This window comes from Nonomuraea sp. NPDC050783, from assembly GCF_040802095.1.
In the GTDB taxonomy this organism is placed as follows: Bacteria; Actinomycetota; Actinomycetes; order Streptosporangiales; family Streptosporangiaceae; genus Nonomuraea.
The window spans coordinates 40,087-64,783 of sequence record NZ_JBFAHK010000029.1; the positions used below are offsets into that span (position 1 = coordinate 40,087).

The 24,697-nt window shown below is 68.4% G+C and carries 18 protein-coding genes and 1 pseudogene; 4 read left to right on the plus strand and 15 right to left on the minus strand.

The features are described 5' to 3' along the window. Positions 1 to 54: 54 nt before the first annotated feature. From AB0H75_RS43935 to AB0H75_RS43945, 3 genes are all read left to right on the plus strand, one after another. The gene (locus AB0H75_RS43935; RefSeq protein WP_367806788.1) at positions 55 to 993 is read left to right on the plus strand and encodes a zinc-binding dehydrogenase; all 939 of its coding nucleotides are present in this window, start codon (positions 55 to 57) and stop codon (positions 991 to 993) included. A 357-nt stretch (positions 994 to 1,350) separates the two neighbouring features. Further along, entirely contained in the window at positions 1,351 to 2,868 is a 1,518-nt protein-coding gene (locus AB0H75_RS43940; protein ID WP_367806790.1) for an aldehyde dehydrogenase, read from the plus strand. A gap of 98 nt (positions 2,869 to 2,966) precedes the next feature. Next, positions 2,967 to 3,488 (plus strand): ricin-type beta-trefoil lectin domain protein, encoded by a 522-nt coding sequence (locus AB0H75_RS43945; protein WP_367806792.1) that lies wholly within the window; start codon positions 2,967 to 2,969, stop codon positions 3,486 to 3,488. Positions 3,489 to 3,578: 90 nt separating this feature from the next. Here the strand turns inward: AB0H75_RS43945 and AB0H75_RS43950 are convergent, their stop codons facing one another. The 9 genes from AB0H75_RS43950 to AB0H75_RS43990 all read right to left on the minus strand — a co-directional run bounded on the left by AB0H75_RS43950 (position 3,579) and on the right by AB0H75_RS43990 (position 16,861). After that, complete coding sequence (locus AB0H75_RS43950) at positions 3,579 to 4,607, minus strand: recombinase family protein (RefSeq protein WP_367806794.1); 1,029 nt, start codon at positions 4,605 to 4,607, stop codon at positions 3,579 to 3,581. A gap of 108 nt (positions 4,608 to 4,715) precedes the next feature. Then, complete coding sequence (locus tag AB0H75_RS43955; RefSeq protein ID WP_367806796.1) at positions 4,716 to 7,832, minus strand: Tn3 family transposase; 3,117 nt, start codon at positions 7,830 to 7,832, stop codon at positions 4,716 to 4,718. Between the two features lie 180 nt (positions 7,833 to 8,012). Then, positions 8,013 to 9,011: a CU044_5270 family protein gene (locus tag AB0H75_RS43960; protein WP_367806798.1), complete on the minus strand. Its 999-nt coding sequence runs from the start codon at positions 9,009 to 9,011 to the stop codon at positions 8,013 to 8,015. Then, on the minus strand, positions 9,004 to 9,534 hold the full coding sequence (locus AB0H75_RS43965; RefSeq protein WP_367806800.1) for an RNA polymerase sigma factor: 531 nt from the start codon (positions 9,532 to 9,534) through the stop codon (positions 9,004 to 9,006). Before AB0H75_RS43965 ends, AB0H75_RS43960 begins: the two co-directional genes overlap by 8 nt. Positions 9,535 to 9,796: 262 nt before the next feature. Beyond that, complete coding sequence (locus AB0H75_RS43970) at positions 9,797 to 12,880, minus strand: Tn3 family transposase (RefSeq protein WP_367806802.1); 3,084 nt, start codon at positions 12,878 to 12,880, stop codon at positions 9,797 to 9,799. Positions 12,881 to 12,946: 66 nt separating this feature from the next. Beyond that, positions 12,947 to 14,425 (minus strand): S8 family serine peptidase, encoded by a 1,479-nt coding sequence (locus AB0H75_RS43975; protein WP_367806804.1) that lies wholly within the window; start codon positions 14,423 to 14,425, stop codon positions 12,947 to 12,949. A 15-nt stretch (positions 14,426 to 14,440) separates the two neighbouring features. Then, complete coding sequence (locus tag AB0H75_RS43980; protein ID WP_367806806.1) at positions 14,441 to 14,644, minus strand: hypothetical protein; 204 nt, start codon at positions 14,642 to 14,644, stop codon at positions 14,441 to 14,443. 17 nt (positions 14,645 to 14,661) lie between these two features. Further along, positions 14,662 to 16,608: a PatA/PatG family cyanobactin maturation protease gene (locus AB0H75_RS43985; RefSeq protein WP_367806808.1), complete on the minus strand. Its 1,947-nt coding sequence runs from the start codon at positions 16,606 to 16,608 to the stop codon at positions 14,662 to 14,664. A gap of 94 nt (positions 16,609 to 16,702) precedes the next feature. Next, entirely contained in the window at positions 16,703 to 16,861 is a 159-nt protein-coding gene (locus AB0H75_RS43990; RefSeq protein WP_367806810.1) for a hypothetical protein, read from the minus strand. Positions 16,862 to 17,171: 310 nt separating this feature from the next. Between AB0H75_RS43990 and AB0H75_RS43995 the strand changes: the two are divergent. Continuing rightward, positions 17,172 to 17,642, plus strand: a pseudogene (locus AB0H75_RS43995) (DUF4158 domain-containing protein); the annotation flags it as partial. A 31-nt stretch (positions 17,643 to 17,673) separates the two neighbouring features. Here the strand turns inward: AB0H75_RS43995 and AB0H75_RS44000 are convergent. From AB0H75_RS44000 to AB0H75_RS44025, 6 genes are all read right to left on the minus strand, one after another. After that, on the minus strand, positions 17,674 to 18,603 hold the full coding sequence (locus AB0H75_RS44000) for a carbohydrate kinase family protein (protein ID WP_367806812.1): 930 nt from the start codon (positions 18,601 to 18,603) through the stop codon (positions 17,674 to 17,676). Between the two features lie 51 nt (positions 18,604 to 18,654). Beyond that, positions 18,655 to 19,578, minus strand: coding sequence for a phosphotransferase (locus AB0H75_RS44005; RefSeq protein WP_367806814.1), 924 nt, complete (start codon positions 19,576 to 19,578; stop codon positions 18,655 to 18,657). A gap of 32 nt (positions 19,579 to 19,610) precedes the next feature. After that, positions 19,611 to 20,435, minus strand: a complete 825-nt coding sequence (locus tag AB0H75_RS44010) for a carbohydrate ABC transporter permease (protein ID WP_367806816.1) — start codon at positions 20,433 to 20,435, stop codon at positions 19,611 to 19,613. Then, a complete protein-coding gene (locus AB0H75_RS44015; protein ID WP_367806818.1) occupies positions 20,432 to 21,370 on the minus strand; it encodes a carbohydrate ABC transporter permease in 939 nt (312 codons plus the stop codon). Before AB0H75_RS44015 ends, AB0H75_RS44010 begins: the two co-directional genes overlap by 4 nt. Positions 21,371 to 21,445: 75 nt before the next feature. Then, entirely contained in the window at positions 21,446 to 22,744 is a 1,299-nt protein-coding gene (locus AB0H75_RS44020; protein WP_367806820.1) for an ABC transporter substrate-binding protein, read from the minus strand. A 26-nt stretch (positions 22,745 to 22,770) separates the two neighbouring features. Continuing rightward, a complete protein-coding gene (locus tag AB0H75_RS44025) occupies positions 22,771 to 24,327 on the minus strand; it encodes a glycoside hydrolase family 13 protein (RefSeq protein WP_367806822.1) in 1,557 nt (518 codons plus the stop codon). Positions 24,328 to 24,697 lie beyond the last annotated feature (370 nt).

Genomic DNA, 24,697 nt, shown 5'->3' on the forward strand with positions numbered 1-24,697 from the left:
CATAAGCTAACAGCGTTCACATAGTGGCGCGTTGAAGGGATCATCATGCGCGCAGTGCGCAACACCGACCAGGGCATCCTCGTGACCGAGATCGACGAACCGGTAGCGCCCGGCGTACGCCTCACCATCGCCTCGACGGGCATCTGCGGGACCGACGTGAACTTCGCGGCCGGCGGTGCTCAGGGCTACACCGTTCAGGGCTACACCTACGGCCACGAGTTCGCCGGCACCGCCGCCGACGGCCGGAGCTATGCCGTCGAACCCCTGGTTCACTGCGGACAGTGCGACCAATGCCGCACCGGCCATGTCCAGCGGTGCACTGCCCCGGAACACGGAACGCTCGGCATATTCCGAAACGGCGGCATGTGCGATGCCGTGACGGTCTCGGAGAACATGCTCGTCCCGCTTCCGGCCGGCCTGGACGTACGCGACGCCTGCCTCGTGGAGCCGGCGTCAGTGGCCTGGCACGGCGTCCGCAGGGCGGCGCTCACGCCGGGCGAGCGGGTGGCGGTCGTTGGCGGCGGCAGCATCGGGCTGCTGGCCGTGGCCGCGGCACGGCAGCGCGGCCACGACGTCGATATCGAGGTGCGCCACAAGCACCAGAGGATGGCTGCGGAACGTCTCGAAGCCGGCCCAACCGAAGGCCTCTACGACGTCGTGATCGACGCCGCCGGCAGCGAGTCCGGTCTCGCCCGCTGCGCCGAGCTGGCCCGCCCCGGCGGTCGCATCGTGCTGCTGGGCGTCTACGTGCACACCGTTCCCATCCCGGGCGTCGCCAGCCTCGTCAAGGAACTCACCTACGTCAACTCCATCTCCTACAGCCGGCACGACGGCATCCGCGACACCGAACAGGCCGCGGCGTTGCTCGCCGGCAACCCTGCGATCGCGCAGACGGTGATCACCCACCGCTTCCCCCTCGACGATGCCGCAGAGGCCTTCCGCGTGGCCGGTGACCGGGCCTCCGGAGCCATCAAGGTCGTCCTCCACCCCTGACGGTTGTCTCCCCGTCTCCATCACCCGCTGTGGCCTGCGGCAACGCTCTACTCGGCACTCATGGCAACCGACCCGAGGCGAAGGCGGCACTGCGACCTCAAGAGGCACACGAAGACGCAGACGAGTATCCGACAGGGTCGGCACCTGCCAGGGACGGGGGCGTGTACCTCAAGGACAACGACATCTCGCCGGTCGACCCCCCACCCCGCCGGGTGCCCGGTTCGACGGCCCGCCGCCCATGGACGTCGCGCCGCACGCCATCGATCCCGAGGCGGCCGAGCGGCTCTGGACGCTGAGCGAGCGGCTGCTCATCGCCTGACCCGTCCCCAGACCACGTACGTACGAAGGAGTGATGACATGTCCACGCAGAACATCATTGGCGTCACCCCGCCGGTCGCCGAGGAGGCCAGGCGTACCGTCCCCGAGTTCGTCCGCCCGGGTGAGCGCCTCATGTGGATCGGCGGCCGTCAGGTGCCCGGCTCGTCCGGGGAGTTCCTGACGAACACCGACCCGACCACCGAGGAGGAGCTCGCGAGCATCCCCCGCGGCACCGCAGAGGACGTCGACGCGGCCGTCCAGGCAGCCCAGCGGGCGTTCACCGACCCGTCCTGGTCCGGCATCGACCCCGACCGGCGCGGCCGGATCCTTACCCAGATCGCCGACGTCTTCGAGGAGCACGGCGACGAGCTGGCCAACATCGAGTCCCGCACCATGGGCATGCCGAACTGGATGACACGGCACATGATGGGCGCCGTCGCCCAGACCTACTGGCACTTCGCCGGCTGGCCCACCAAGCTCAACGGGCACACCGTCCCGCTAACGCCCGGCCGCCTCGGCTACACCCGGAAGGTGCCGCTCGGCGTGGTCGGCTGCATCTGGGGTTGGAACGGCCCCATGCCGCAGCTGGCGCTCAAGCTCGCCCCGGCGCTCGCGGCCGGCAACACCGCGGTGCTCAAGCCGCCGGAGTGGGCGTCGCTGACCACATTGCGCTTCGCGGAACTGCTGGACCAGCACACCGACCTGCCTGCGGGCGTGGTCAACGTGGTCACCGGCCCCGGGAGCGTGGCGGGTGAGGCCCTGGTCCGCCACCCCGGCGTCGCCAAGATCGCCTTCACCGGCTCCACCCAGGTCGGCAGGCACGTACACGAGGTGGCGAGCGCCGACCTCAAGCGGCTCACCCTGGAACTGGGCGGCAAGTCACCCGTCGTCGTCGTCTTCGCCGACGCCGACCTGGAGGCCACGGCCCACGGCGTCTCGATCGCCCTCCTGGGCGGCAGCGGACAAGCGTGCACCGCCGGCACCCGCATCCTCGTCCAGGAGAGCGTGCGCGAAGAGTTCACCGAGCGCCTGACGGCGGCCATGGCGGCGTTCACGGTCGGGGACCCTTTCGACCCGGCGACGATGATGGGCCCGCTCGCCACGCGCCGTCACTTCGAGCGCGTGACGGGCTACTTCGACATCGCCGCGCAGGAAGGGGCGCGCACCCGCACCGGCGGCACCCGATACGGCGACCGGGGCTACTTCGTCGCCCCGACCCTCCTGGACGAGGTCACCCCAGACATGCGGGTGGTACGGGAGGAGATCTTCGGGCCGATCGGCGCCCTGATGAGCTTCACCGACACCTCCGACGCCGTTGCCAAGGCCAACCAGACCGAGTACGGCCTGGCGGCGTCCGTATGGACGAAGGACCTCAGCACCGCTCACCAGGTCGCCGACGGCATCGACGCGGGCACGATCTGGGTCAACACCCACCACGAGATGACCACCGGGCCCATGCCGTTCGCCGGGTTCAAACAGTCCGGGGTCGGCGGTGAGGGCGGGCCCGAGGTGATGGACGCCTTCACCAAGCACAAGGCGATCCTGGTCGCCCTCTGACGGTGCAGACCAACCCGGCTTACGATCGGGGTGGGCGCACAGGCGCGCCATCATCCCCGGTTCACACACGACAACATGTTCATCGGAAGGGGACAAGCATGCCCAACGGCACAACTCCGACGAGGCGATCCCAGCGGCGTTGGGGAGCCCGCGGCGCGTACGTCATCGTGGGTGTCCTGCTCGCTTCGTTGGCTCTCGTAGCTTCGCCTGCCAATGCCTATCCGCCGAATCCCGGCATCATCCGGAACTGGGCGACTGGGCGGTGCCTCGACAGCAACTTTGCTGGACAAATCTACACGTTGCCCTGCAACAACGGCAACTTTCAGTTGTGGCAAATCTTGTACTACGACGGTTCATGGTGGCGCATCAGGAACTACCAGACTGGTCTATGCATCGACGGCAATAACAACTCGGCCGTCTACATGTCCCCGTGCCAGGATCCGAACCTCTGGCAGAAGTGGAGCATAAACTGGCGGGAAGGGGCTGCGATCTGGAGTAATGTCACCTTCAAGCACGCCACGAACTCGTGGTGCCTCGACAGCAACGGAGCCGGCGCGGTCTACACGCAGCCCTGTAATGGAGGGGGGTTCCAGGACTGGCGCCCCGACGGCTACATGTAGCAATCGAAAGCCAGGCCGTCTTCCCATAGCCCCACGACCGACGTCACAGTGACCCAGCTCCGGGGAGACCGAGAGAAACCGTGGGAACGGTCAGGCCGGGGTGCTTGGCATCCGGCTGAGCAGTCCGTCGTAGGCGGCGGCTGAAGGCGTTGGGCGGCTGTCTGGAGGCAGGGCCGCCACGACAGCTTCCGGCTTGGCGTGCGCGGTCTGGTCGTCCGTCAGTGCGGCGGCCAGCGCTTCGTAGGCGGTGGATCGGCCGATCTTGAGGGTGCGAGCGGCTTCGGTGACCGAGACGCCGTCGCGTACGAGACGGCGGAGGGCGGCAAGTTCGGCGGGGCCGATGACGCGGGGCCGGCCGGTCTTCTTCTTGCCGGGCAGCATGCGCCCTTCGGCCTCACGGCGTGCGGCGGCGGCGATGCCGTCGGCCTGGCGCTCGGCGCGCAGCTCGAGTTCGTACTCGGCTGCGGCGGCCAGGACGGTGAACATGAACCGGCCTTCTTTGGTGTCCAGGTCGAAGTTCTCGGTCAGGGAGACGACCTTTACGCCCCGGGCACGCAGGTCATTGACGGTGGTCAGGACGTGTGCGGCGGAGCGGCCCCATCGGTCGGACTTCCAGAACTTCACGGTGTCGCCCTGTCTCGCCATCGCCAGGAGCCGGCGCCATTCGGGCCGGTCGACGCCATGCTTGCCCGAGAGCTTCTCAGTGAACATCTGGTCGTAGCCGGAGGCCTCGATCGCGTCGATCTGCAGTTGGGGGTTCTGGTCACGGGAGGAGACCCGGACGTAGGCGAGGATCCGCCCGGCGCCAGCGGCTGGCTGTGGCTCGGCGAACTCCACATTGGGGTAGAGCTCGCGGTAACGGGAGGCGTTGGCGAGCACGTGCGCCCGGCCGGCGTTGTTGATGAAGGCGTAGGTGCCACGCGGCTCCCGGCCGTCCGGCACGCGCCGGTCGACCAGCGGCCCTTCGGGCGTCGGGCGCCGGTAGACGTCGAGGCGGGTGAACTCGCGGGCGGCGTCACCGCGGACCGCGAAGCAACCCTCATCGCCAGCGAGATACGCCTCGACCAGACGCCGCCACAGTTCCTCGGGCAGCAGCCCTTTCGGCGGCCGCTCCGGCATTGCGGCACCTCCGAGTCCAGAAACGTCTACCTTTCTGGACACTCTAACGACCAGGCTCGATACCGTCCAGAAACCCCATCCGAAAAGTAGGCGCGTCGGGGCTGCCGGTTATGGGGCGAAGAGGACTTGAGACTCGAGGTCGAGTCGGGTGGTGGGGCTGGCGGCCGGCGGGGTCAGGTTGAGGATCCAGTTGCCGAACCGGCGGATGACGTGGGTGATGTAGGGCGAGATGGTGGCCAGGTCGTCGAGGTCGACGGGGTGGCCGTCGGCGGCGATGGCGTTGGCCGCATCTGTGATGTCCTGGGCGGTCGAGTAAATGACGCAATTGGCCAGCAGCTCGTTGACCTTGATGATCTTCTCTTGATAGTCGGGGTCGTTGTGGCCGATGAGTTTGCCGCCGAACATCAGCCAGTCGGCGAAGTTGTGGAAGGACTCGTTGCGGTTGGTGACCTGGGTGATCTGCTCACGAAGGTCTGGATCCGACAAATACCGCAAGAGCGTGATCGTCCTGACCGCCCGGCCGAGCTCGCGGAAGGCCCGGTAGAGCCGGTTCTTGCGGGAGTGGTTGCCCAGGCGGCGCAGCAGAGTCACCGAGGACAGCCGGTTCTCGCGGATCGAGATCGCGGTGCGGAGCAGGTCCGTCCAGTGGGTCTCGATGAGAGCCCAATCGATCGCCTCGTCGCCGAACAGCGAGTCGATGTGCTGGTACCGGGTGCCCGGGGTGGGTCGGTAGAAGACCAGGTCGTGCCAGTTGCGGATACGGGGCAGCAGGTCGAACCCCATGAGCGCGGCGAGTCCGAAGACCGGCAGCGACTGGCCTTGCGTGTCCGCATGGATGGTGTCGGGCTGGATCTCCGAGGCGTTCTTCAACAGCCCTTCGATGATGTAGACCGCCTCCCACACGCCACATGGGATGAAATGGGAGAAAAGCGCCACATGGGTATTGGAGATGTGTCTGTAGGCCAAACCTCCATAACATCCGTACCGAATGTGACTCTCCGCAAACAGATTGTTTTCCCACGTCTCGATCTGGGAGCCGTCGGCGGCCACGGTCTTGCCGTCACCCCAGACCGAGGCGATGTCGAGCTTGTTGAACTCGTTGATGACATCAGTCGAGGCTTTGGAGATCTTGTCGCTGGTGGAGTGCTTGTTCGCGGTCATGGCGATCTCGGCGGCGCTGACCTTGCCGCGCATGTGCGCGGAGACCTGGGCCGGGCCGAGCAGTGTCCCGTAGGTGAACACCATCAGCACGTACCGGCCGAGCGCTTCCTTGATCTTCGGGTCGGAGCCTGAGGCCGGGCCGAGGTGCCGGGTCCAGCCGGTCTGGTAGGCGGTGCGGGTGAGGATGTCGAGCAGGTCCCGCTGCGGGAGCCGTTCGTGCACGGCCTCCTCCAGCTTGAGCGCCTCCTTGCTCCGCTCGGCGCCCTTGCGCCGTTTGAGCACCGGCCGTCCGCCCTCAAGGGTCAGGTCCGTGTTGGCCGGATACCCGGCGTCGACCCCGGCCGCCGTGTCGGCCAGGAGCTGCCTGTAGTGGCGAGTCAACTCGCGCGGGTCGGTCGGCAGGTCGGCCTCGGTGCAGAACCCCTCCACGAGCGGCTCGCACTCCTCCCAACTCATCAGCTGATCGTGCAAGTTGGCATAGGAGTCCGACCCGGCCACCGCGATGTCCCCCGACTTCAGTTCCGAAGCCAGGTAGGAGAACACGCACACTTCCAGGTGACGGCGCACCAACATGCCCGGCCGGTCCGGGTCCTTGAGGATCTTCCGCCACATCGCCGAGGCGAACGCGTCCACGTCCACCACCATCTCCACCGTGACCGGGGCGCCGTCCGCGCCCGTGAGCTTCACGCTGATCCGGTCGGACACGAACGTCGCCCGCGCGTTGCGCTGGGCTTGCAGGTACTCCACCGCGTCCAGCACGCTGCGCTCGGCGTTGGTCGACTCCAGGTCGATCGAGTCAACCAGGGTGAACAGCGCCGAGCGGTGGGACCGGTAGTGCTGGTCGAGCAGCGGCAGGTAGTTGTTGCCGTGATAGGCCGACACCGCCTCGTGCGCGGCCGCCAGAACGTCCAGGCCGCCGGCCTCCTCCAGCGCCTTCAACACCAGCCGGCCCGCCCGCTCAGCAACATCCCCGGATCCGGAGCCCGCGCTCGCAGCAGAATCGGTACTCGCGCCGTCCGCCGGCGGACCGGCGGCGTCGGACTCCGCGGGTGTGACGGCCTCGCGGACGCCGTCCAGAACACTGCCGAACACACCCAGCAGGTGTTCGGACTCGGCCCGGTGCGCCTCCCGTAAGGCTTCCAGCTGGTCGCGGCCCTTCTTGTGGATTGTCGCGATCCGCTTGCAGAACATCGTGACCACGTCGTCCCGCACTCCAGTCCGCACCGTGTGCAGCAGGCTCACGATCAATGTGAGGCGCTTGTCCTCGTCCAGCACCTTCCGCAGGTCCGCGACATCGGTGACCCTCGCCTCTCCGGCGAAATGTGCGATCTTCCCCGGCGGGATCCCCTCTAACCACGCCTCGGTCGGCCCGAGGGCGTCCAGTTCCCGCAGGAACGCCAGACGGCCCTTGAACTTGTTGAGCGACGCGGCCTGTGCCACGTCCTTCAACCCGTCGTACGCGCTGCGCCGGGTGATGGGGTCGACCAGCAGCAGCCGGGCCAGCCTTGCCCGGGCTCCGGCGTCGACCCGGGCGGACACCAGCGTGAAGAACCCGCGGTTCACCTCGGTGCGGATCTTCTTGGTCATCTCATCCAGCGTCGTGTAGCCGGGCAGCTCGCATTCTGCGCGAACCAACTCCTCCAGCGCCACGTTGATCAAGTCAGCGGGGTTGTCCTTGGCCTGGGCCGCCTTCCGGATTGCCTCATCAGCCACCTCCCGGACCCGAGCCGCGTCATAGGTGACGCCCATCCGCTGGCGTACGAACGACCGATGCCGCTTCGCCGATCGCTCCGCGGCATCCTCCAGCGCCACCCCCTCCGGCAGGCCGATCACCTCTCGGATGTGCTCGGAGACCACTGCGGGGACGTCCTTGAGCTTGGGGAAATATCCCAGCCGCTGGTAGGCCTTCAACCACACCAGCAACGCCAGCAGATGTTGATCATCCTGCGTCTTGCCGCGCGCCCACTCCACCTCGACTGCCGACGGAGTGAACACCTCCGCCAGTTCCCGCGCCGACACGGCCCGCGCGAACCTCGGGTACGCCGTCCGATCGATCGACGCCACCCAAACCCTCCGGAACCATCACTAACCAGCGTGAAGTCAGGAGTTTAGCGACCGGCGATCAAGAGCACGGCCCGTTTCTGCCGTATTCCGGAGGCACCCGTTTTACAGGCGATACGGCAGCCGTGTGGCAACGGGCAAACGGTCCCTGCCATGCCGTCTACCCGAGCCCCGTTGCGCCGTCTACTCCACGATCGGCGGGCTGTCGGCGACGCTCACCTTCAACTGTGCCCTCGACGACACCACGCTCCCGACCGGAGCATCGGCCAACTTCGCGTCCACGACCACCCCCCGGCGGCCGAGATAGTCGTAGGTCTTCCGGTCGAAGATGTACTCCTCCCTGACCCCCATGGGCGAGACCATCGCCGCCGCGATGCCCTTGCGCCCCGCGGCGTCCTGCGCCTCCTTCACTGTCACCACCCCGGGAATCGTGGCCGCGGCGCGGAAGAGCGCGGCCCGCTGCGCGGCGGGCAGATAGGACTCCTGCAGCAGCCCGCCGACCCGGTTCCACGCCTCGTAGTCCTGCAACCCGTCGTTGGGCAGCTGCGTGTAGAGGTGCTTGCGCATGCCCTCGGTGTCGGTCGGCAGCTTGCTGACGTAGGCGTAGTCGTTGCGCAGGAACTCGGCGCGGTCATCGAAGTCGGCCGCCCGCCCCGGACGGCCGGGCTTGCCCACCAGCGCCTGCTCCGCTCGTGCGGCCGGCGGGAGGGTGTGCCCCGGATACGGCAGCGGCGCCAAGAGCTCCTCCTGCAGGACTCCCTTGACCGCGCTGCCCTCGACCGGCAGCCAGATCGTGCGCTTGGAGCGCGACAGCCAGATCCCCGCGTCCCCTCCGGAGGTGTCCATGCTCTGCGACTCATAGACGAGGAACTGGCCGGGCCTGGGATGCAGCTCCGGACGGCTGCCGACGTGCTCAGCCGCCCGCGACAGCACCTCCACTGCCGCGACCGTGCGGATCATCGGCGGGGGCGGCACCGGGGCAGGTGGGCTCTGGACGACGAACACCGCCGCTGCCACCGCAGCGGCCAGACCCCCTGCCAACGTGGCGCGCAGTGCGAGTCGGCGAAAGCCGGAGCGGACCGGGGCCGACATACCGGCCATCAGGCGCTCCGCCTCGGCGCGCAGGTCCTCCTGCGCGGGGACCTCGGAGCGGAAGCTGTTGAGCTGGGCCAGCTCATCCATGGCGAACCTCCTCGATGACGAGTGCTGTGGGGTCGGTCCCGCCCAGTTCCTCCCGGATCTTCGCGCGGGCCCGGTTGACGCGCGAGCGGACCGTTCCGACGCGGATGCCGAGCGCCTCGGCGGCTTCGGTGTAGGTGAGGCCGCCCCAGGTCACCAGGAGCAGCACGTCGCGGTGCCCGGCGGGCAGCGCGGCAAGCGCGGCGGCCAGGCGTTGCTGTACGGCCTGAGCGCTCAGCCGCTCGTCGCTGCGCGAGGTGAAGGGTTCGGTGACCGGGTCCACACCGGTGCGGGCCAGCAGGTTCAGCTGCCTTGCCTCGGTGCGCTTGTGGCGGCCGATGAGGTTGGTCGCGATGCCGTACAGCCAGGGCAAGGCGTTGTGCCTGACCAGGTCGTAGCGGCCGCGCTGGCGGAAGGCAGTGAGGAAGGTCTCCGCCACCACGTCCTCGGCGACGTCGAGTCCGAGGCGGCGGACGACGAATCTCTTGATCTCAGGCGCGTGTCTGCGGAAGATCTCCGCGAACACCTCGGGCTCCTGCCGGGACCGCGCGATGACGGCGGAATCGGCGGGGCTCGTTTCTGACATGCTCTGGCCTCTCGGCTCACGGATGGGACACCCCTACTTGCCCGCCCGGGGCCGACCGGTTCCCGCCATCAGGTCCGGACCTGCGGACCAGAACGAAACCCGCGACGACGAGGACGACCGCTGAACGGCTGGCCCAGCGGCTGGCCTGCGTGGAGGGCGCCGGGCGCCAGCCTGGCGGAGAGATATGAGACCCCCATCGTGATCAGACCTGTTCGTCGCCTTCGGCCGTCGCATCGCGCAGCGGCCGCAGGTTCCCCGGCGCCTCCGGCCGGGTGAACGGGTAACTGCCGTGGAAGTTGATGTGCTCCCAGATCAACGGAGTCAGCCGGGCCCGGATCTCCGGGCCGATCACCAGTTGCCCGTCCGCCTGCAGGGCTTTCACAGCGGCGTCAATGTAGAGGCTATTCCAATAGATGATCGCGTTCAGACCCAGGCCGAGCGCGCCGAGCTGGTCTTCCATGCCCTTCTCATACCCCTGGCGGAGCTGGCCGAGGTTGCCGAAGAAGACGCGCCGGGCCAGGCCGTTGCGGCCCTCGCCGATGTTCAGCTGGGCGCCCATCATCCGCCGGTAGTCCTCCAGGTGGGCCACATGCAGCAGGTGCATCGACTTGAAGATGCGGCCGTAGTGGGCGAACGCCGCCCCAAGCCCGGTCAGGCGGCCGTCGGCCGACAGCATCCGCAGCAGGTCGTAGGCGCGCACCTGGTTGGTCACCAGCGACCCGGCCACATGCAGCATGTCGGCCCAGTGGTGTCGGATGATCCGAATATTGATCTTGCGCAGGCCCAGATCGTTGAGGTGCCGGTAGCCGTTGTCGGCCTTGGCGACCGCCTGGCCGGCCAGGCCGACGTCGACCAGGTCCAGCCGCCACATCTGGGCGTCGCCGATGTCGGCGATCCTGGGGGCGAACTGGTAACCGCAGATCGCGAACAGGCCGAACACGATGTCGCTGTAGGAGGCGGTGTCGGTGGTGACGATGTCGGGCTGCTCGATGGCGTCCAGGCGGTGCAGGGCATCCAGGATGAACAGCGAGTCCCGCATCGTCCCCGGCACCACCAGCCCGCCCAGGCCCATGACCCGGTCGTTGACGACCGCGAGCCAGGTCGAGCCGCGGGAGCGTTTGCCGCGCCCGAAGTAGACCGGGTTCGGCCGGGAATGCAGCGACTTGACCGGGACCACGAACCGCAGCCCGTCGGCGGAGGCGACCAGGCCGCCGCCCCAGTCCTGCACTGCGATCGAGATGTCGCTCTGCGCGGTCACCAGCGTCGCCGACGCCACGGCGATGCCCTCGTGGTGGAAGTATCCCTTCTCCACCCCGAGCAGGCGGCTCAGCGTGAGCGCCAGCTGACCGGCCTTGACCACCGGGACGAATCCGACGTTGTAGGATCGGGCGACCAGCACGCCGGCCTGGCTGATGTCCAGATCGGGGCGCCGCGCCTGCGAGCCCGACAGGTGCGGCATCACCTCTAAGTACCCGGTGTGGCCGTTGACCTCCAGCAGCAGCTCGGGGTAGTCGATGCGCGGCAGCATCGCCTGCACGGCGTCGTGTACCGCCTGGTAGCCGTCCGGCAGCGGCAGCGCCTCCAGCTTCTCCAGGTTCAACCGGCCGCCCTTGACCGTGACGGCCGGGTTGGCCGCGACCTGCTTGTAGGCGGCGTCCAGGTCCTCGGCCAGATCCTGCAGATGCCGGGTCGGGTCCATCTCCAGGCCGAGCGCGGTCAAGACGCTGTCGCGGTGCACCTGCCATACCGGCTGCGGGATCAGCTTGCCGCGCGGATCGCCCCACCGGTCAGCGCCGATCGCGTAGACGTCGCGCCGTCGCAGAGCCGCGTGCAGGGCCTCCAGCAGGCAGAAGGTGTAGGCGGCACGGTCCAGCGAGCCGTCGGGCAGGTTCGGGTTGTGATACACCAGCCGCCGCCACGACCCGCTCACCAGTCCGTCGTGTTCGCGCATGTGCTCGACCCCGGCGTACTTGCCGCGCGCCAGCAAGGTGGGCAGGTCCTTGACCGCCTTCACTATCGGCGTCCCGGCCGGGGTGCAGCCCCACGGGATCGCCTGGGCCAGAGAGTCGATGAACGGCCGGACCGTCTTGAACCGGGCGATCAACTCCGCCCGCCACTCCAGATCGTCGTCGTCTTCCTCACCCGGCACCAGCTCGGCGATCAGATCCAGCGCCGCGGTCAGCCGCTCCTTGGAGATCACCTGCTCGATCCGGCCGACCAGATCCGCCGCCCGCGTCGGCCCCTTCTCGGCCTCCAACGGCGTCGCATACACGACCGCGACCGCCGCGGCCAGGTCAGCGGCGGCCTTGCGGAGCTTGGGCAGCGACTGCAGCTTTTGCTCCCGCCCGGCCCGGGCGGCGCGCGACAGCAGCCTGGTCGCCATCAGCACGTCGAACAGCAGCAGCGCGTCGTCCACCGACGCGCCTTCCAGATGCCGGACCGTCGCCAGCAACGTGGCCGAGCGCCGCATCGCCTCCAGCTGCTTGATCTTCGGGGCCTTGGCGGACATCCCGTACGCGGCGAGCTCGGCCAGCTTCACCGGCGCCACCCCCAGGGTGTCCACCGCGCCGCCGCCCAGCGCCCACACTGCCTCGACCCGCTCCAGCGCCTTGCCCTGCCCGGTCCCGGACACGTCCGTCACCGTGGTGCGCATCCACTCCAGCGTGGAGACCCTCCGGCCGTCGGGGACCTCCAGCGTCTCCAGCAGTTCGCGCCGCAGTTCCACCGGCGTCCGCTCGGTCAGCACAACGTTGATCGCGTCCAGCTCGTCCGTGCGCACATCGCGTACCAGCCGCTCCAGCACGGTGATCCCCGGCAGCACGACCTTGTTGTCGATCAGCCACACCACCGCCCGGTCGAACAACTCCCGCCGCGAGACCCGGAAGTTCCGCACCCGCGAACCCAGGAATCTCAGCAGCTCGTCCTGGCCCTCGGCGAACTCCCGGTACTCCAGCAGCTCCCGGATCTCGCCCTGATGGTCCCACTGGGTCTGGGCCCGCTCCGGATACAGCTTGATGCACGACAGGTCCGCCACACCGATCTGCTCGGCCACATAGTCCACCGCGGCGTGCGGAACATCTCGCGGATCAAGCAGGAACGTGCCGAGCATCCGCACCGTGCCCCATTGAACCGCCCAGCCCAGCCGGTTGTGAGAACCACGCTTCTCCGCCACCTTGGCCAACGCCGGGGCATCCAGGTAGAAGAACCGCTCCAGATCAGCCGGCGACGGCGCCGCCGGAAACCGGCTATACCGGCTTACCTGCTCATCGGACAGATACTCGGCCACAAGGGGCGAAACTAATGATCAACCGCTAGCTACCGGCGAGTACATCCAAGCTGAGACCTTGATCCGTCAGCCATGCTCAGCGCACCCCTTGCTGACGTGCGGAAAGTCCTTAGCGTTGTTCTCTGAGGAAATAGTCCCCACACCCCGGGCCAGCTCGCCGGCCAGGCGGGCGGCCGACCACGCGTACAGGCCGCGACCGGTGGCGATCTGCAGCACCGGCAGCACCTGTCCGGACAGCAGCCGCACGGTGCGGCCGGGCAGCAGGCCGGGTATCGAGACCCGGTCGACGGCATCGCCGTCGGCGGCGGGTTTCAGCTGCCGATCCAGGAAGTCGACCAGCTGCTTGTAGAGGCCGGGGGCGTAGCCGCCGACCGGTTCGATGGCGTAGATCGGGGTCAGGTCGAGGTTCAGCGTCCAGATCAGCGCCCGCGCCTCCGACGGGTCCTCGCGCAGGTAGGCCAGCATCTGGCGCGGGTCGTAGGGGTTGGCGGGCACGCCGGCGCCGTCGGCCCCGACCTGCGGCATGAGCTGTTTGAAGCTGTCGCGACGTGCCTCGGTGCCGAAGTCGTAGGCCAGGGCGCCGAGTGCGTAGGCCGCATGCGGGCGCGCTGGGCCCGCGGTCGAGGGCAGCACCTGGCCGCCGGCGAGGGCCTGCCGGGTGGCGGCCGGCAGGTCGAGTTTGCCGTCCAGGCAGCGTTCGGGCCGGCCGTGGCTCTGACCCGGCGTGCAGGGCCGGGCGGTCTGCAGCAAGGCCCGGCGCACGGCGAGCGTGTCGTCGCCAAGCCCGGCTTGCCGGCGTGCGCTGAGCAGCAGGGCCGCGACGCCGGCCATCAGCGCGATCGAGACGCTGGTGCCCTTGTGCGCTACGGTCCCGCCGCCGGGGAGGGCGCCGAGCACGGCTTCGCCGGGAGCCACGATGCCGTGCCTGCGATAGGCCGTGCCCCAGTTGCTGAACTTGAACATCACCCCGTCGTTGCGGTGCGCGCCCACGGCCAGCACCTCGGGCAGCACCGCCAGCGCGTTGCGGCAGGTGCCCTCGTCGTTGCCGGTCGGGGCCACGATCAGCGCGCCTGCCCGGGCGGCGGTCTGGATCGCGCGTTTGATGGGCCAGGCTACGTCGTCGGAGATGGTGGCGTGCGCCAGGCAGAGCAGGATGATGTCCGCGTCGTGCTCGGTCAGCAACTCGATGCTGCGGGCCACGTTGAGGGGATCGAGCAGGGTGCTCTCATCGCGTACGGCAGGCACGAACAGGCCGCGGCTTCCCGGGGCCAGCCCTTCGACCTGTGTGCCGGGCTGTCCGAACAGCACGCTGGCGGTGTAGGTGCCGTGCTGGACGGCGTAGCTGATCGCCGGAGTGGGCGGCAGCCACCAGGGCTCCAGGACGGTCACCTCGGCACCGGCCAGGCACGGGTGGGACAGCTGCGGCGGCCCTTCCAGCACGCCGATGGTGACTCCGCGGCCGCCGCCGGTGCACCGGCGCAGTTCCTGGGCTCCAGGGACGGCTTCGGCGGGCTGCAGGCCTGCCGAAGCCGGGCGGTCAGACACTCGGCACACCCTCCCTCAGGCCTGCGGGGCGGCGCTGACGCGCAGCTCCTCATAGGTGGGCGGGCAGTACGCCGGGGGGTCGTTGTAGTTGGCGCCGTAGCGCAGCAGCGCCTGTCTGCGGGCGTGATCGCCTGGGCTGTCGCCCTCGATGCCGAGGACGGTGTGCGGCTGGACCAGCTCGGGCCGGCGCACCGGCGGTGCCTGGATGGGGAAGCTCATCATGTACTCCCTGCCGGTCAGGCTTCGGGCCAGGAGCGGACCTCGCCCACGGTCACCGGCATGACGTCCTTGACATCGACACTGAAGCGGTAGACCCGCTTGGCCCTTCTGCTGTTGTCGGGGTCGAAAAAGCGCAGTTTGACGTCCCAGGTGTCGCTGTCCGGGCGGCCGTAGGGGCTCTTTTCGACATCGATGTTCTGCAGCGCCATGCCGTTGCCGAGAGCTTCGGCCAGCGTCTGACGGGCCTGGACGGCGTTGGTGGCGGCGAAGTTCAGCGCCCGGTCGCGCGCGGCCATGCCAAGGTTGCGCAGGTCGTAGTAGATGCGCTGGAGGAAGTCAGCGACGGCGTCGCGCAGCTGGCCGGTGGCGGGCTGCTGCTGGTTGTGCTCGGGCACCCCGCAGTCGCTGACGGCCCGGGCCAGGCTGGTGACCGACCAGGCGTACAGGCCGCGCTTCAGCTCGACCTCGACCACCGGCACGTGCTGGCCGGAGAACAGTTTGACGGTGCGGCCCCTCACGTGGCCGGGTACTGAGATCCGGTCGACGAAGGCTGGGTCGTTGTCGCTCTTGAACTGCCGGTCCAGGAAGTCGACCAGCCGCTTGTAGACGCCGGGGGCGTAGCCGCCGACCGGTTCGATGGCGTAGATCGGGGTCAGGTCGAGGTTCAGCGTCCAGATCAGCGGGTGCGCCTCGGAGGGGTTGTCCCGCAGGTAGGCGACCATCTGCCGGGCGTCATAGGGGTTGGCCGGCACGTTGCCGCCGTCGGCCTCGACATCGGGCATGAGCTGTTTGAAGGTGTCGCGGCGCGCTTCGGTGCCGAAGTCGTAGGCCAGGCTGCCCAGCGCGAAGACCTTGGCCGCCGTCTGCGTGGCTCCGGACGGGGCAGCTGACAGGGCGAGGCCTGACTCCGCGCCGATGGCAGCGGCGGGCACGGGCAGCGAGGTGGTGACTAGTGCGGTGACCGGCGCTGAGGGGAGGGGGCACTGGCACTCGCTGGAGGGCGGGTCGGCCGGCGGTGGCGCCGAGACGGTGATCATTTCGGGGGTGGGCGCAAGGGGCTTGCTCCCGGTGGACTCGCTGACGCCCGCGGGCGTGTCGGAGGTGTGGGAGATGTCGTTCGTCATGGCGGTGACCGCTTTCGTGATGCTGAGGGTTCCGGTCAGGTAGCGGGCGCAGGCCGCCGGTTCGCCTGCGTCACAGGGGTCGGCGCTCGCCAGCAGCAACTCGGCGATCGCGTGCGGGTTCGGGCGGCGGCCGGCGCCCAGTTGCAAACTGAGCAGCAGCGCGGCGACACCTGCCACGATGGGCGTGGCCACGCTGGTGCCGCTCTGCTTGGTGGTGCCGCCGCCGGGCGCCGCCACGGTGATGTTCTCTCCTGGGGCCAGCAGTCCCCGGCGCTGGCTGTGCGGCCCCCAGTTGCTCATCGCCAGGGGCCGGCCCGCGTCGTCCAGCGCGCCGACTGCCAGCACGCCGGGCAGCGCGGCCGGGACGTGGTCGCAAAAGCAGCCGTCGTTGCCGGCGGCCGCCACGATGAGCACGTTGTCGTCCTGGCACCGTCGCACGGCCCGCACCAGCAGGTCGTCGGCGGCTTCGGGCTGTGTGAGCTGACCGCCGCTGATGTTGATCACATGGGCGCCGGCCTCGACGGCCGTCTCGATCCCGCGCGCCAGATCCACCTGCGAGGTGGGCCGCCGATCGGAGAAGACCGGAACCAGCAGCCCGGTGCACCGCGGCGCCACACCGGCTACCTGGCCGTGCCCGAACAACACGCTGGCCACAGCCGTGCCATGCGCTGCCCTCACCCCGGCATCGCCGTCCGGAGGAGCCTGGCCGACCGGCTTCAGGAGCGCTGTGGCCAGGACGGGATGCGTCCGCTCGACCGGGCCGTCGACGACGGCTACCCGCACGCGCTCATCGCCACGGGTCAGCTGCCACAACGGGGCCAGCCCGGCGATGTTGGGCACTTCACACAAGACGAACCCCCTGGGTCGCAGGTTTCGGCGGAGGTGGGTGCCGGCCCGGCGCGGTGCTTACCGGACCGGCACCCGGGAGGGGTGGCTACTCCTGCTCGTCACCCGCGAAGGTGAAGCCGCCGGTGGTGACACCGAAGATCGACTGGCCGACCTCGCCGCTGTCGTCGGCGGCGGTGCTCGTCAGGGCGCGGGTCACCGGGGTGGACAGGACCGGCGCGAGCGAGTCCATCAGGTTGTTCGACATTGCTGACCTCCACTGTTGTCGGCGGATCTTCCGCCGTCGGGAATTGCCTTCACAGGCATCCCCACCAGCAGAAATAACTATTTGTATCCTATTAGTTATTGCGTGTAGTTATCTGAAGTGTCGAAATATGACTACGGCGTCGCTTGACGCGTATGCATGTGCAGAGAACCTGCGCCGCCTCCCATGCCGTCCGGGCACGAGGCTCTACCTCGGGTGGCACCGGAATACGGCAGAAACGGGCCGCGGGCTTGATCACCGGTCGTGGGATCTGAGGGTTCGCGCTGATTGGTGACGGTTTCCGGAGGTTCGGGTGGCGTCGATCGATCGGACGGCCTACCCGAGGTCCGCGCGGGCCGTGTCTACTCGGGAGCTGACGGAGGTGTTCACTCCGTCGCTGGCCGAAGTGGAGTGGGCGCGTGGCAAGACGCAGGACGATCAGCATCTGCCGGCGCTGCTGGTGTGGTTGAAGGCATACCAGCGGCTTGGGTGCTTCCCGAAGCTCGGGGACGTCCCGCCGGTAGTGGCCGCGCACATCCGTGGCGTGGTCGGATTGCCAGAGCAGGTCGTGCTGACCGACGCTGCGGAGCGGTCGGCCAAGCGGCATCGGAGCTTTGTACGCCAGCGCATGGGTGTGGTGTACGACGCGGCCGGCGTACGGGCGGTGGCGGCCGAGGCCATCCATAAGGCGGTGCAGGCGAAGGACAACCCGGCCGATGTGATCAACGTGGCGCTGGAGGAACTGGTCCGCGCGCAGTGCGAGCTGCCCGGTTACACGACGCTGGACGAGCTGACCAAGAAGATCCGTACCGACGTCACTGCGGGTCCCCGGCGACCGCGGTGGCGGCCAGGCGCTTCTCCCGCGCCAGGCCGGGCGCGTCGATCAGCTCTTCGTGGGTGCCGTGAGCGCCGCACGCGAACGCCCCGGAGACGAGACCGGCGAAGACAGCCTCCGCCAGCGGCTCGTCCCGCAGCCAGGCGGTGAGGAAGGCGGAGACGAACGCGTCTCCCACACCGTTGCTGTCCACGACCGGCCTGCTCGGAGGCGTCGCGGGGTAGTGACGTGGCGCGTCGTCCCCGCGCAGCCGAACGTGGCAGCCGCGGGCGCCGTCCATCACGACCACGACGCGGGCCCGACCACGGTCGATGATCCGGGCGGTGACCTCCGCCTCCCTGCCGTGGATCAGCTCCCCGCTGAGGAAGACGAGGTCAGACCCGTAGGCGTAGTCCGCCGCGCTGGGGTGCTCGCCGTCCCAGGTGTGAAGGTCGGTGGAGACGGTTCTGCCCGCGGCCCTCGCCACCGGGAAGAGATCCCTGACGTGGTCGGCGCGGGTGAGGTGCACATGCCGGACATCGCGGACGAGCGGCTCGGCGACGTCGGCGGGCATCCGCAGGTCGGCCGGGTGGCGCCCATCGTAGAACGAGAAGCGCCGTCCCTTGCGGTCCACCAGGTTGACGCTGCGGGGGGTGCCCGCAGGGGCGGGTAGGCCGGTGAAGTCCAGCCCCGCCGCATGGTAGCGGTCGCGGATCAGCCGGCCCTGCTCGTCGTCGCCCACGTAGTCGAGGAACGTCGTCCTGACGCCGAGCGTGTGCAGGCCCAGGGCCACGCCGTTCCCGGTGTGGGCGACGTAGTCCCGAATCGGCGGCACCTCCACGGAGTCGCCAGCGGGGAGGGTCAGTTCGTCCACGCGGACGAGGGTGTCGACCCCCGCCCCGCCGACGACGAGCACATCGAACCGCGTCATGAACTTTCCTTTTCCGCAGACTGCGGGGCCAGTACCACAGCTCGGCCCGGTTCAGGCTTGGGCACGGCGCAACCGCTCGGTGATCTCACCGGCCAGCTGGCGCTGGCCTGGGCCGTTCGGCATCCTGACGGATTCCTTCTTGGCGTTGAACGCCAGCACCCACACACCGGCCGCCCAGGCCACACGCCGCTCTTCCTGGTTCCACGTCCCGCCACCCGCGGCTTCGTAGGCGGCCAGGAAACGTTCGGTCTCGTCGATGCGTGTGTGCGCGCCGGAGGCGTTCGTGGTCTTGAAGACGGCCGCCGCAGCACCTGCCACGGCCGCCTCGGGCAGGCTGACCACGCTGTCCCAGTCGTGCACGACGTGGAGCCGGCTGTCGTCCCAGCGCAGGTTCTGTGATTCGAAGTCGCCGTGGCCGACGACGGGCGGCAGGCGGGTGCCGGTCAGGCGGGAGCGGACGCGCTGGGCGGCCTCGGTCAGCCAGGCGGGCGCAGGGTGGTCATTGAGGTCGGCGTCGAGGTCGTCGGGACGTGGCCATGGACGCTCGTCGTCGTGGTCCCAGCCGACCCACGGGGGCGCCGGGGTCAGCGTGCCGATGGTGTCGACGGTGGGTGCCGTAGCGATGAGGCGAGCCAAGGCGGCCGCGAAGAGTTCGGGCATGTCGTCGCGTCCTGTCAGCATGCTGCCGCCGAGCACGAACTCCTCCGCCGTGGCAATCGTGGCGTCCAGCGGGGTCGGTGCGACCAAGGGGCGCGGACAGGGGAAACCTGCTCGGTGAAGGTGGTGTTGCACCTGGTGGCAGGCGACGAGCCGCTCGGCGTGCGGCCGGGTCTTGACGACGACGCGCTTGCCGTCATGTAAGCGCACGCCGATGACGGCGGACAGGTGGGCGCGTTCGAAGAGCCGTTCGGTTACCGGAGCGCCGAGATTGCGCTCGCACCAGGTGGAGAGGCTCTCGTCGCTGGGCGAGGGCACGAGTCGTCCACCTCCGAATGCGGCGACCGGGCTCACTTGATGGCTCCGACGGTGACGCCGCGTGTCAGCGTGCGCTGGAAGATGAGGAAGAAGACGATGGCGGGGATGATGCCCAGCAGCGCTGAGGCGCTGGAGGTGGTGACGTCCATCAGCTTTTCGCCCTGCAGCAGGCCGAGAGCGACCGGTACGGTCTGCCCGTCGTTGGAGATGAGGAAGATCAACGGCAGGAAGAAGTCGTTCCAGGTCCAGATGAAGAAGAAGATCAGCAGGACACTCAGGGTTGGCCGGCTGATCGGTACGACCATGCGCCAGAGCTGGTACCAGCGTCCGGCACCGTCGATGGCCGCGGCTTCGATGATCTCGCGGGGGAACTGGCTGAGCACCGAGGAGAGCAGGTAGGTGCCGAACGCGGCTTGCATGACGGTGAGAATGATGATGATGCCTAGCCGGGTGTCGTACAGGCCGGCCTCTTTGGAGAGGTAGTACAGCGGGTAGATCAGCGATTCCTGCGGCAGCGTGTTGGCGATCAGGAACAGCACCAGGACCCACAGGCGTCCCTTGACCCGGCCGATGCCGAGAGCGTAGGCGCTCAGCACTGACAGCAGCACGGCCAGCACCGCCACCGAGGCGCTGATGAGGAAGCTGTTGAACAGCTTCTCCGTGTAGTCGACGCGGTTCCAGAAGTCGATGATGCCGTCGAAGGTGATGGCCTCGGGCAGGCTCAGCGGGCCGTTGGCGGAGTAGTCGGCCGAGGTCTTGACCGCGTTGAGCGCGATGATGGCGAAGGGGAACAGCACGACGACGGCCATCACGACGAAGGAGATCAGGACGGCGTACTTGGGGAGGCTGCGGGTCATCGGGCGTCCTTGGTGTTCTGGAAGCGCAGGAAGACGAAGGTGATCACCAGGATGATCACCGCGAGGACGGTGGCGATGGCCGAGCCGTACCCGACGTTGGCCTTCTCGAAGAAGTTCTGGTAGCTGAAGTAGGAGGGCACGATGGTGGCCCGGGCAGGGCCGCCCTTGGTCAGGACGAAGATCGGCCCGAAGACCTTCAAAGCGGCGACGGTGCTGGTCAGCAGCACGACGTAGATCTCGGGCCGGATGCTGGGGACGGTGATGTGCCGGAAGCGCTGCCACCAGGTGGCGCCGTCGATCTGAGCCGCCTCGTACAGGCTGGGGTCGATGCGCTGGAGCGCGGCCATGAAGATGACGAGCGGGTAGCCGAGCTGGAACCACACCATCACGGCCATGACGGTCGGCAGGGCCAGGTCCTGATCGCCGAGCCAGTTGACCTTGATACCGAGGATCTGGTTGAGCGCGCCGTAGGAGGGATGCAGCATCCAGCCCCACACCACGCCCGCGACCGCGATCGGCAGGAGTTGTGGCAGGTAGAAGGCGGCGCGCAGCGCCGAAGCGGTGCGTGGGCCGAACTTCTTGCCGATGTAGTCGAACAACGTGGCGGCCATCATCAGCCCGATCAGGGTCGGGACGATCGCGATGGCCAGGATGAGGGCGATGTTGTTGCGGAAGGAACCCCAGAAGATCGAGTCGGACAGGAGCCTGGTGTAGTTGTCCAGGCCGATCCAGCGTGGGTCGCCGATGCCCGTCCACTTGGTGAAGCTGACGTAGACGTTCATCAGGAACGGGCCGATGATGACCAGGACGGAAGCGGCGATGCCGGGAATCAGGTAGGGCCAATAGCCGATCCGGCGCCGGGCGCGGCCTGGATGGGTCCTCTTGTGGCTGGGGCGTGCGCCGGTACGCCGCCCGGTGAGCTGGTCGACTGCCATGGAATGCCTTTCAAGGGAGAGCGCGGGACCCGCCCCGTGAGGGCCGCCTGGGGTCCCGCGCTCGTCCGGAGGGTGTCAGCCGCCGATTTCGGCGAGGTTGTCGTTGTACGGACCGGCGAGTTCGTCCAGAACCTTGGCGGGCTCCTTGGTGCCGTTGATCAGCTCCTGGACGCCGGCGGTGACCACGTCGTAGTACCCGGGCGCGGGCCAGTCGGGGTAGAAGGCCAGCCCGTCGGAGGCGGCGACCTTGTTGTAGAGGCTGATCAGCTCCTTGTTCTTGGCCTCGGTGATGGCCGAGGCGTCGGCGGCCACCGGGACGCCGCCGGAGTTGCCGAGCAGGTTCTGGATGTTCTTCTTCATCGTGATGTCGATGAAGTCGTAGGCCAGGTCCTTGTTCTTGGACTTCTCGGGAACGACCCAGTGGTTACCGGCCGAGCCGAGCGTCAGCGGCGAGCCCGGGAACAGGAAGGTGCCCCAGTCGAACTTCTTGACGTCGGAGGCGAAGGTGCCGTACCACCAGCTCCCGGAGAACAGCATGGGGAACTTGCCGGCGATGAAGGCGTCGCCCATGTCGGGGCCGCGCAGCCCGGCCGAGTCCTTGCTGATGTAGCCCTTCTTCACCCAGTCGGCGAAGGTGGTCGCGGCGTAGGTCAGCTCGGGGCCGTGGAAGTCGGTCTTGCCCTTGTAGAGCTGGAAGGCGTCCACCCAGGGCCGCTGGGCCTTGGTGAGGGCAAGCTGGTAGAACAGATGGCCGGCAGGGTACTCGGCGCCGGACATGGCGATCGGGGTGATGCCTTTCTTGGTGAAGGCGTCCAGGGCGGCGGTGAACTCGTCGAGCGTGGTCGGAACGCTGATGCCGTTCTTCTGGAACAGGTCCTTGTTGTAGTAGACCATGGTGAATTCGGCGTAGTTCGGGACGCCGTACCACTTGTCGCCGCCCATGACGCCACGCTCGTCGTACTTGGCGGTGGTCTGCAGCGAGGGGCTGAGCAGTTTGTCCCACCCGCGCTTGGTGGCCTCGGGGGTGAGGTCGGTGAGCAGACCCTGCTTGGACAGCAGGCCGGTGGTGGCGTTGCCCTTGTTGTACTCCATGACGTCCGGGACCTGGTCGGAGTTGAGAACCATGGCCGCGGTCTTCTGCATCTGCTCGAAGCCCTTTTCCTCGAACTTCACCTTGACGTTCGGGTGGGAGGCCTCGAATTCCTTGATCGCCTCCGCCCAGGCCTTGCCCATGGCGCTGTCGGCGGTTTCGTAGTGCCACAGGGTGAGGGTGCGCGGGCCCGAGGTGGTGGCGGGCTTGTCGCCGCCGCTGCCGCAGGCGGCCACTGCCAGCAAGGCGCAGGCGGCGACGGCGGCCACCTTGATCTTTTTCATCGGTTCTCCTTCGGGGGCTGGTTCGCTCAGGCGCGGAACCAGGCGGTGCTGTTCGCCGCGACCGTGCCGGGAGCCGGCTCGGTGGAGGCGAGGATGGGGGTGCCGTAGGGCGTGGGGTAGGGCTCGGAGCCGAAGACCGTGACGCCGATCAGGTCGCCGCGGCGGAAGGCCAGCACGTCCGGCCGCTCAGTGGGCAGCCAGGTGAAGTCACCGTCGAAGTCGCGCCGCAGTTTCAGCGCTTGGCGATGCAGTTCGAGGGTGGAGCCTTGGACGTCCAGCTGGGAGTCGACGGCGTAGTCGGCGAACCAGGACGGCTGCGGCAGCCAGGTCTCCGGCTTGGTGGAGAAGCCGAAGGCCACCTGGTCGGCGTTCCAGGGCAGCGGCACGCGGCAGCCGTCACGGCCGTAGTCGGCAGGGCCTGATCGCAGGAAGGTCGGGTCCTGGCGGGCCTCGTCGGGCAGGTCGAGCACTTCGGGCAGGCCGAGTTCCTCGCCCTGGTAGAGGTAGACCGAGCCGGGCATGGCGGCGAGGAGCATCATCGCCGCGCGGGCCCGGCGTACGCCGAGGTCGACATCGACCTCACCGCGCGGCCGGTTGGGCGGGCCGCCGGTGTAGCTGACCAGGCCGTAGCGGCTGACGGCACGGTGGGCGTCGTGACTGGCCAGCGTCCAGGTGATGGTCGCGCCGGTGGAGCCGATGGCCTCCATGCCCCTGTCGATGGAGGCGCGGAACCCGGCGGCGTCCCACGGCTGGACGAGCAGGTCGAAGTAGAACGCCTGAGGCAGCTCGTCGGGACGCAGGTACAGGGCGAGATCCTGGACCGAGGGCACCCACACCTCGCCGACCAGGGTCAGGTCCCGGTCGTAGCTGTCGGCGAGCTTGCGCCAGCGGCGCAGCACCTCGTGCACCTCGGGCTGGTTCTGCGAAAGAATGTTGTACTCGGGGTGGTTCGGCCAGTCGGGCAGGTCGGCGTGCTTGAACAGCATGTGCGCCACGTCGATCCGGATGCCGTCCACGCCCCGGTCGAACCAGAACCGCAGCACGTCCTCGAAGTACTCGCCGACCTCGGGGTTACGCCAGTTGAAGTCGGGCTGGCCGGGATCGAAGCTGTGCAGGTACCACTCGTCGTCGACCCGAGTCCAGGCAGGGCCGCCGAACATCGAACGCCAGTTGTTGGGCGGCTGGTCGCCGCGCCCCGGGCGGAAGATGAACCGTTCGCGGGCCTCGCGGTCACCGGCCAGCGCGGCCTGGAACCAGGGATGCTCCACGGAGCAGTGGTTCGGCACCAGGTCCATGAGCACCTTCAACCGGTGGCCGTGCGCGTCGGTGAGAAGCCGGTCGAAGGCGGGCAGGCCGCCGTAGCGCGCGTCGATGTCGGTGTAGTCGGAGACGTCATAGCCGTGGTCGGCACCCGGCGAGGGATAACACGGGTTGAGCCAGAGTCCGTCCACACCCAGGGAGCGCAGGTAGCCCAGACGCAGGCGCAGTCCTTCGAGATCACCGATGCCATCGCCGTCGGAGTCCACGAACGAGCGCAGATAGACCTGGTAGATGACGGCGTTGCGCCACCACGATGTCGTCATAGGGGTCTCCCTGATAGGTGAATGAGTTGCCACTTGCCCAAGGGCGGCAAGGCGGCGATGACATGCCCGCAGCCGGGGGGCTGCCCGGTGAGGCTGATGAGGCGGATCGCCGGGAAGTGGCCGGCATGGCGGATCTGCTGCCAGATCGTGTTCGGCCGAGCGTCATCGCTGATGAGTACGTCGCCCCCAGGCTGAGATCCTCTGCTGCGCGCCTGTCGCTGGGCGGTGTCGGCCTGGCGCCGGCGGCCTTGCCGATCATCAGAGAGGCCGGCGGCCTTGGCAGGACGAACGTGCGGCGTCGTGCACGTACAGCCGAGACAGGTCGGCCCAGATGAGACACCTTCAGAACTGAGCCTGGCACGGGCACCTG

What these genes read in the sequence shown, in the direction of transcription:
- AB0H75_RS43940 (WP_367806790.1), top strand. Translation starts at nt 1,351, where the DNA reads ATGTCCACGCAGAACATCATTGGCGTCACCCCGCCGGTCGCCGAGGAG.
- AB0H75_RS43945 (WP_367806792.1), top strand. Translation starts at nt 2,967, where the DNA reads ATGCCCAACGGCACAACTCCGACGAGGCGATCCCAGCGGCGTTGGGGA.
- AB0H75_RS43950 (WP_367806794.1), bottom strand. Translation starts at nt 4,607, where the DNA reads ATGCCGGAGCGGCCGCCGAAAGGGCTGCTGCCCGAGGAACTGTGGCGG.
- AB0H75_RS43960 (WP_367806798.1), bottom strand. Translation starts at nt 9,011, where the DNA reads ATGGATGAGCTGGCCCAGCTCAACAGCTTCCGCTCCGAGGTCCCCGCG.
- AB0H75_RS43980 (WP_367806806.1), bottom strand. Translation starts at nt 14,644, where the DNA reads ATGAGCTTCCCCATCCAGGCACCGCCGGTGCGCCGGCCCGAGCTGGTC.
- AB0H75_RS43990 (WP_367806810.1), bottom strand. Translation starts at nt 16,861, where the DNA reads ATGTCGAACAACCTGATGGACTCGCTCGCGCCGGTCCTGTCCACCCCG.
- AB0H75_RS44000 (WP_367806812.1), bottom strand. Translation starts at nt 18,603, where the DNA reads ATGACGCGGTTCGATGTGCTCGTCGTCGGCGGGGCGGGGGTCGACACC.
- AB0H75_RS44010 (WP_367806816.1), bottom strand. Translation starts at nt 20,435, where the DNA reads ATGACCCGCAGCCTCCCCAAGTACGCCGTCCTGATCTCCTTCGTCGTG.
- AB0H75_RS44015 (WP_367806818.1), bottom strand. Translation starts at nt 21,370, where the DNA reads ATGGCAGTCGACCAGCTCACCGGGCGGCGTACCGGCGCACGCCCCAGC.
- AB0H75_RS44020 (WP_367806820.1), bottom strand. Translation starts at nt 22,744, where the DNA reads ATGAAAAAGATCAAGGTGGCCGCCGTCGCCGCCTGCGCCTTGCTGGCA.
- AB0H75_RS44025 (WP_367806822.1), bottom strand. Translation starts at nt 24,327, where the DNA reads ATGACGACATCGTGGTGGCGCAACGCCGTCATCTACCAGGTCTATCTG.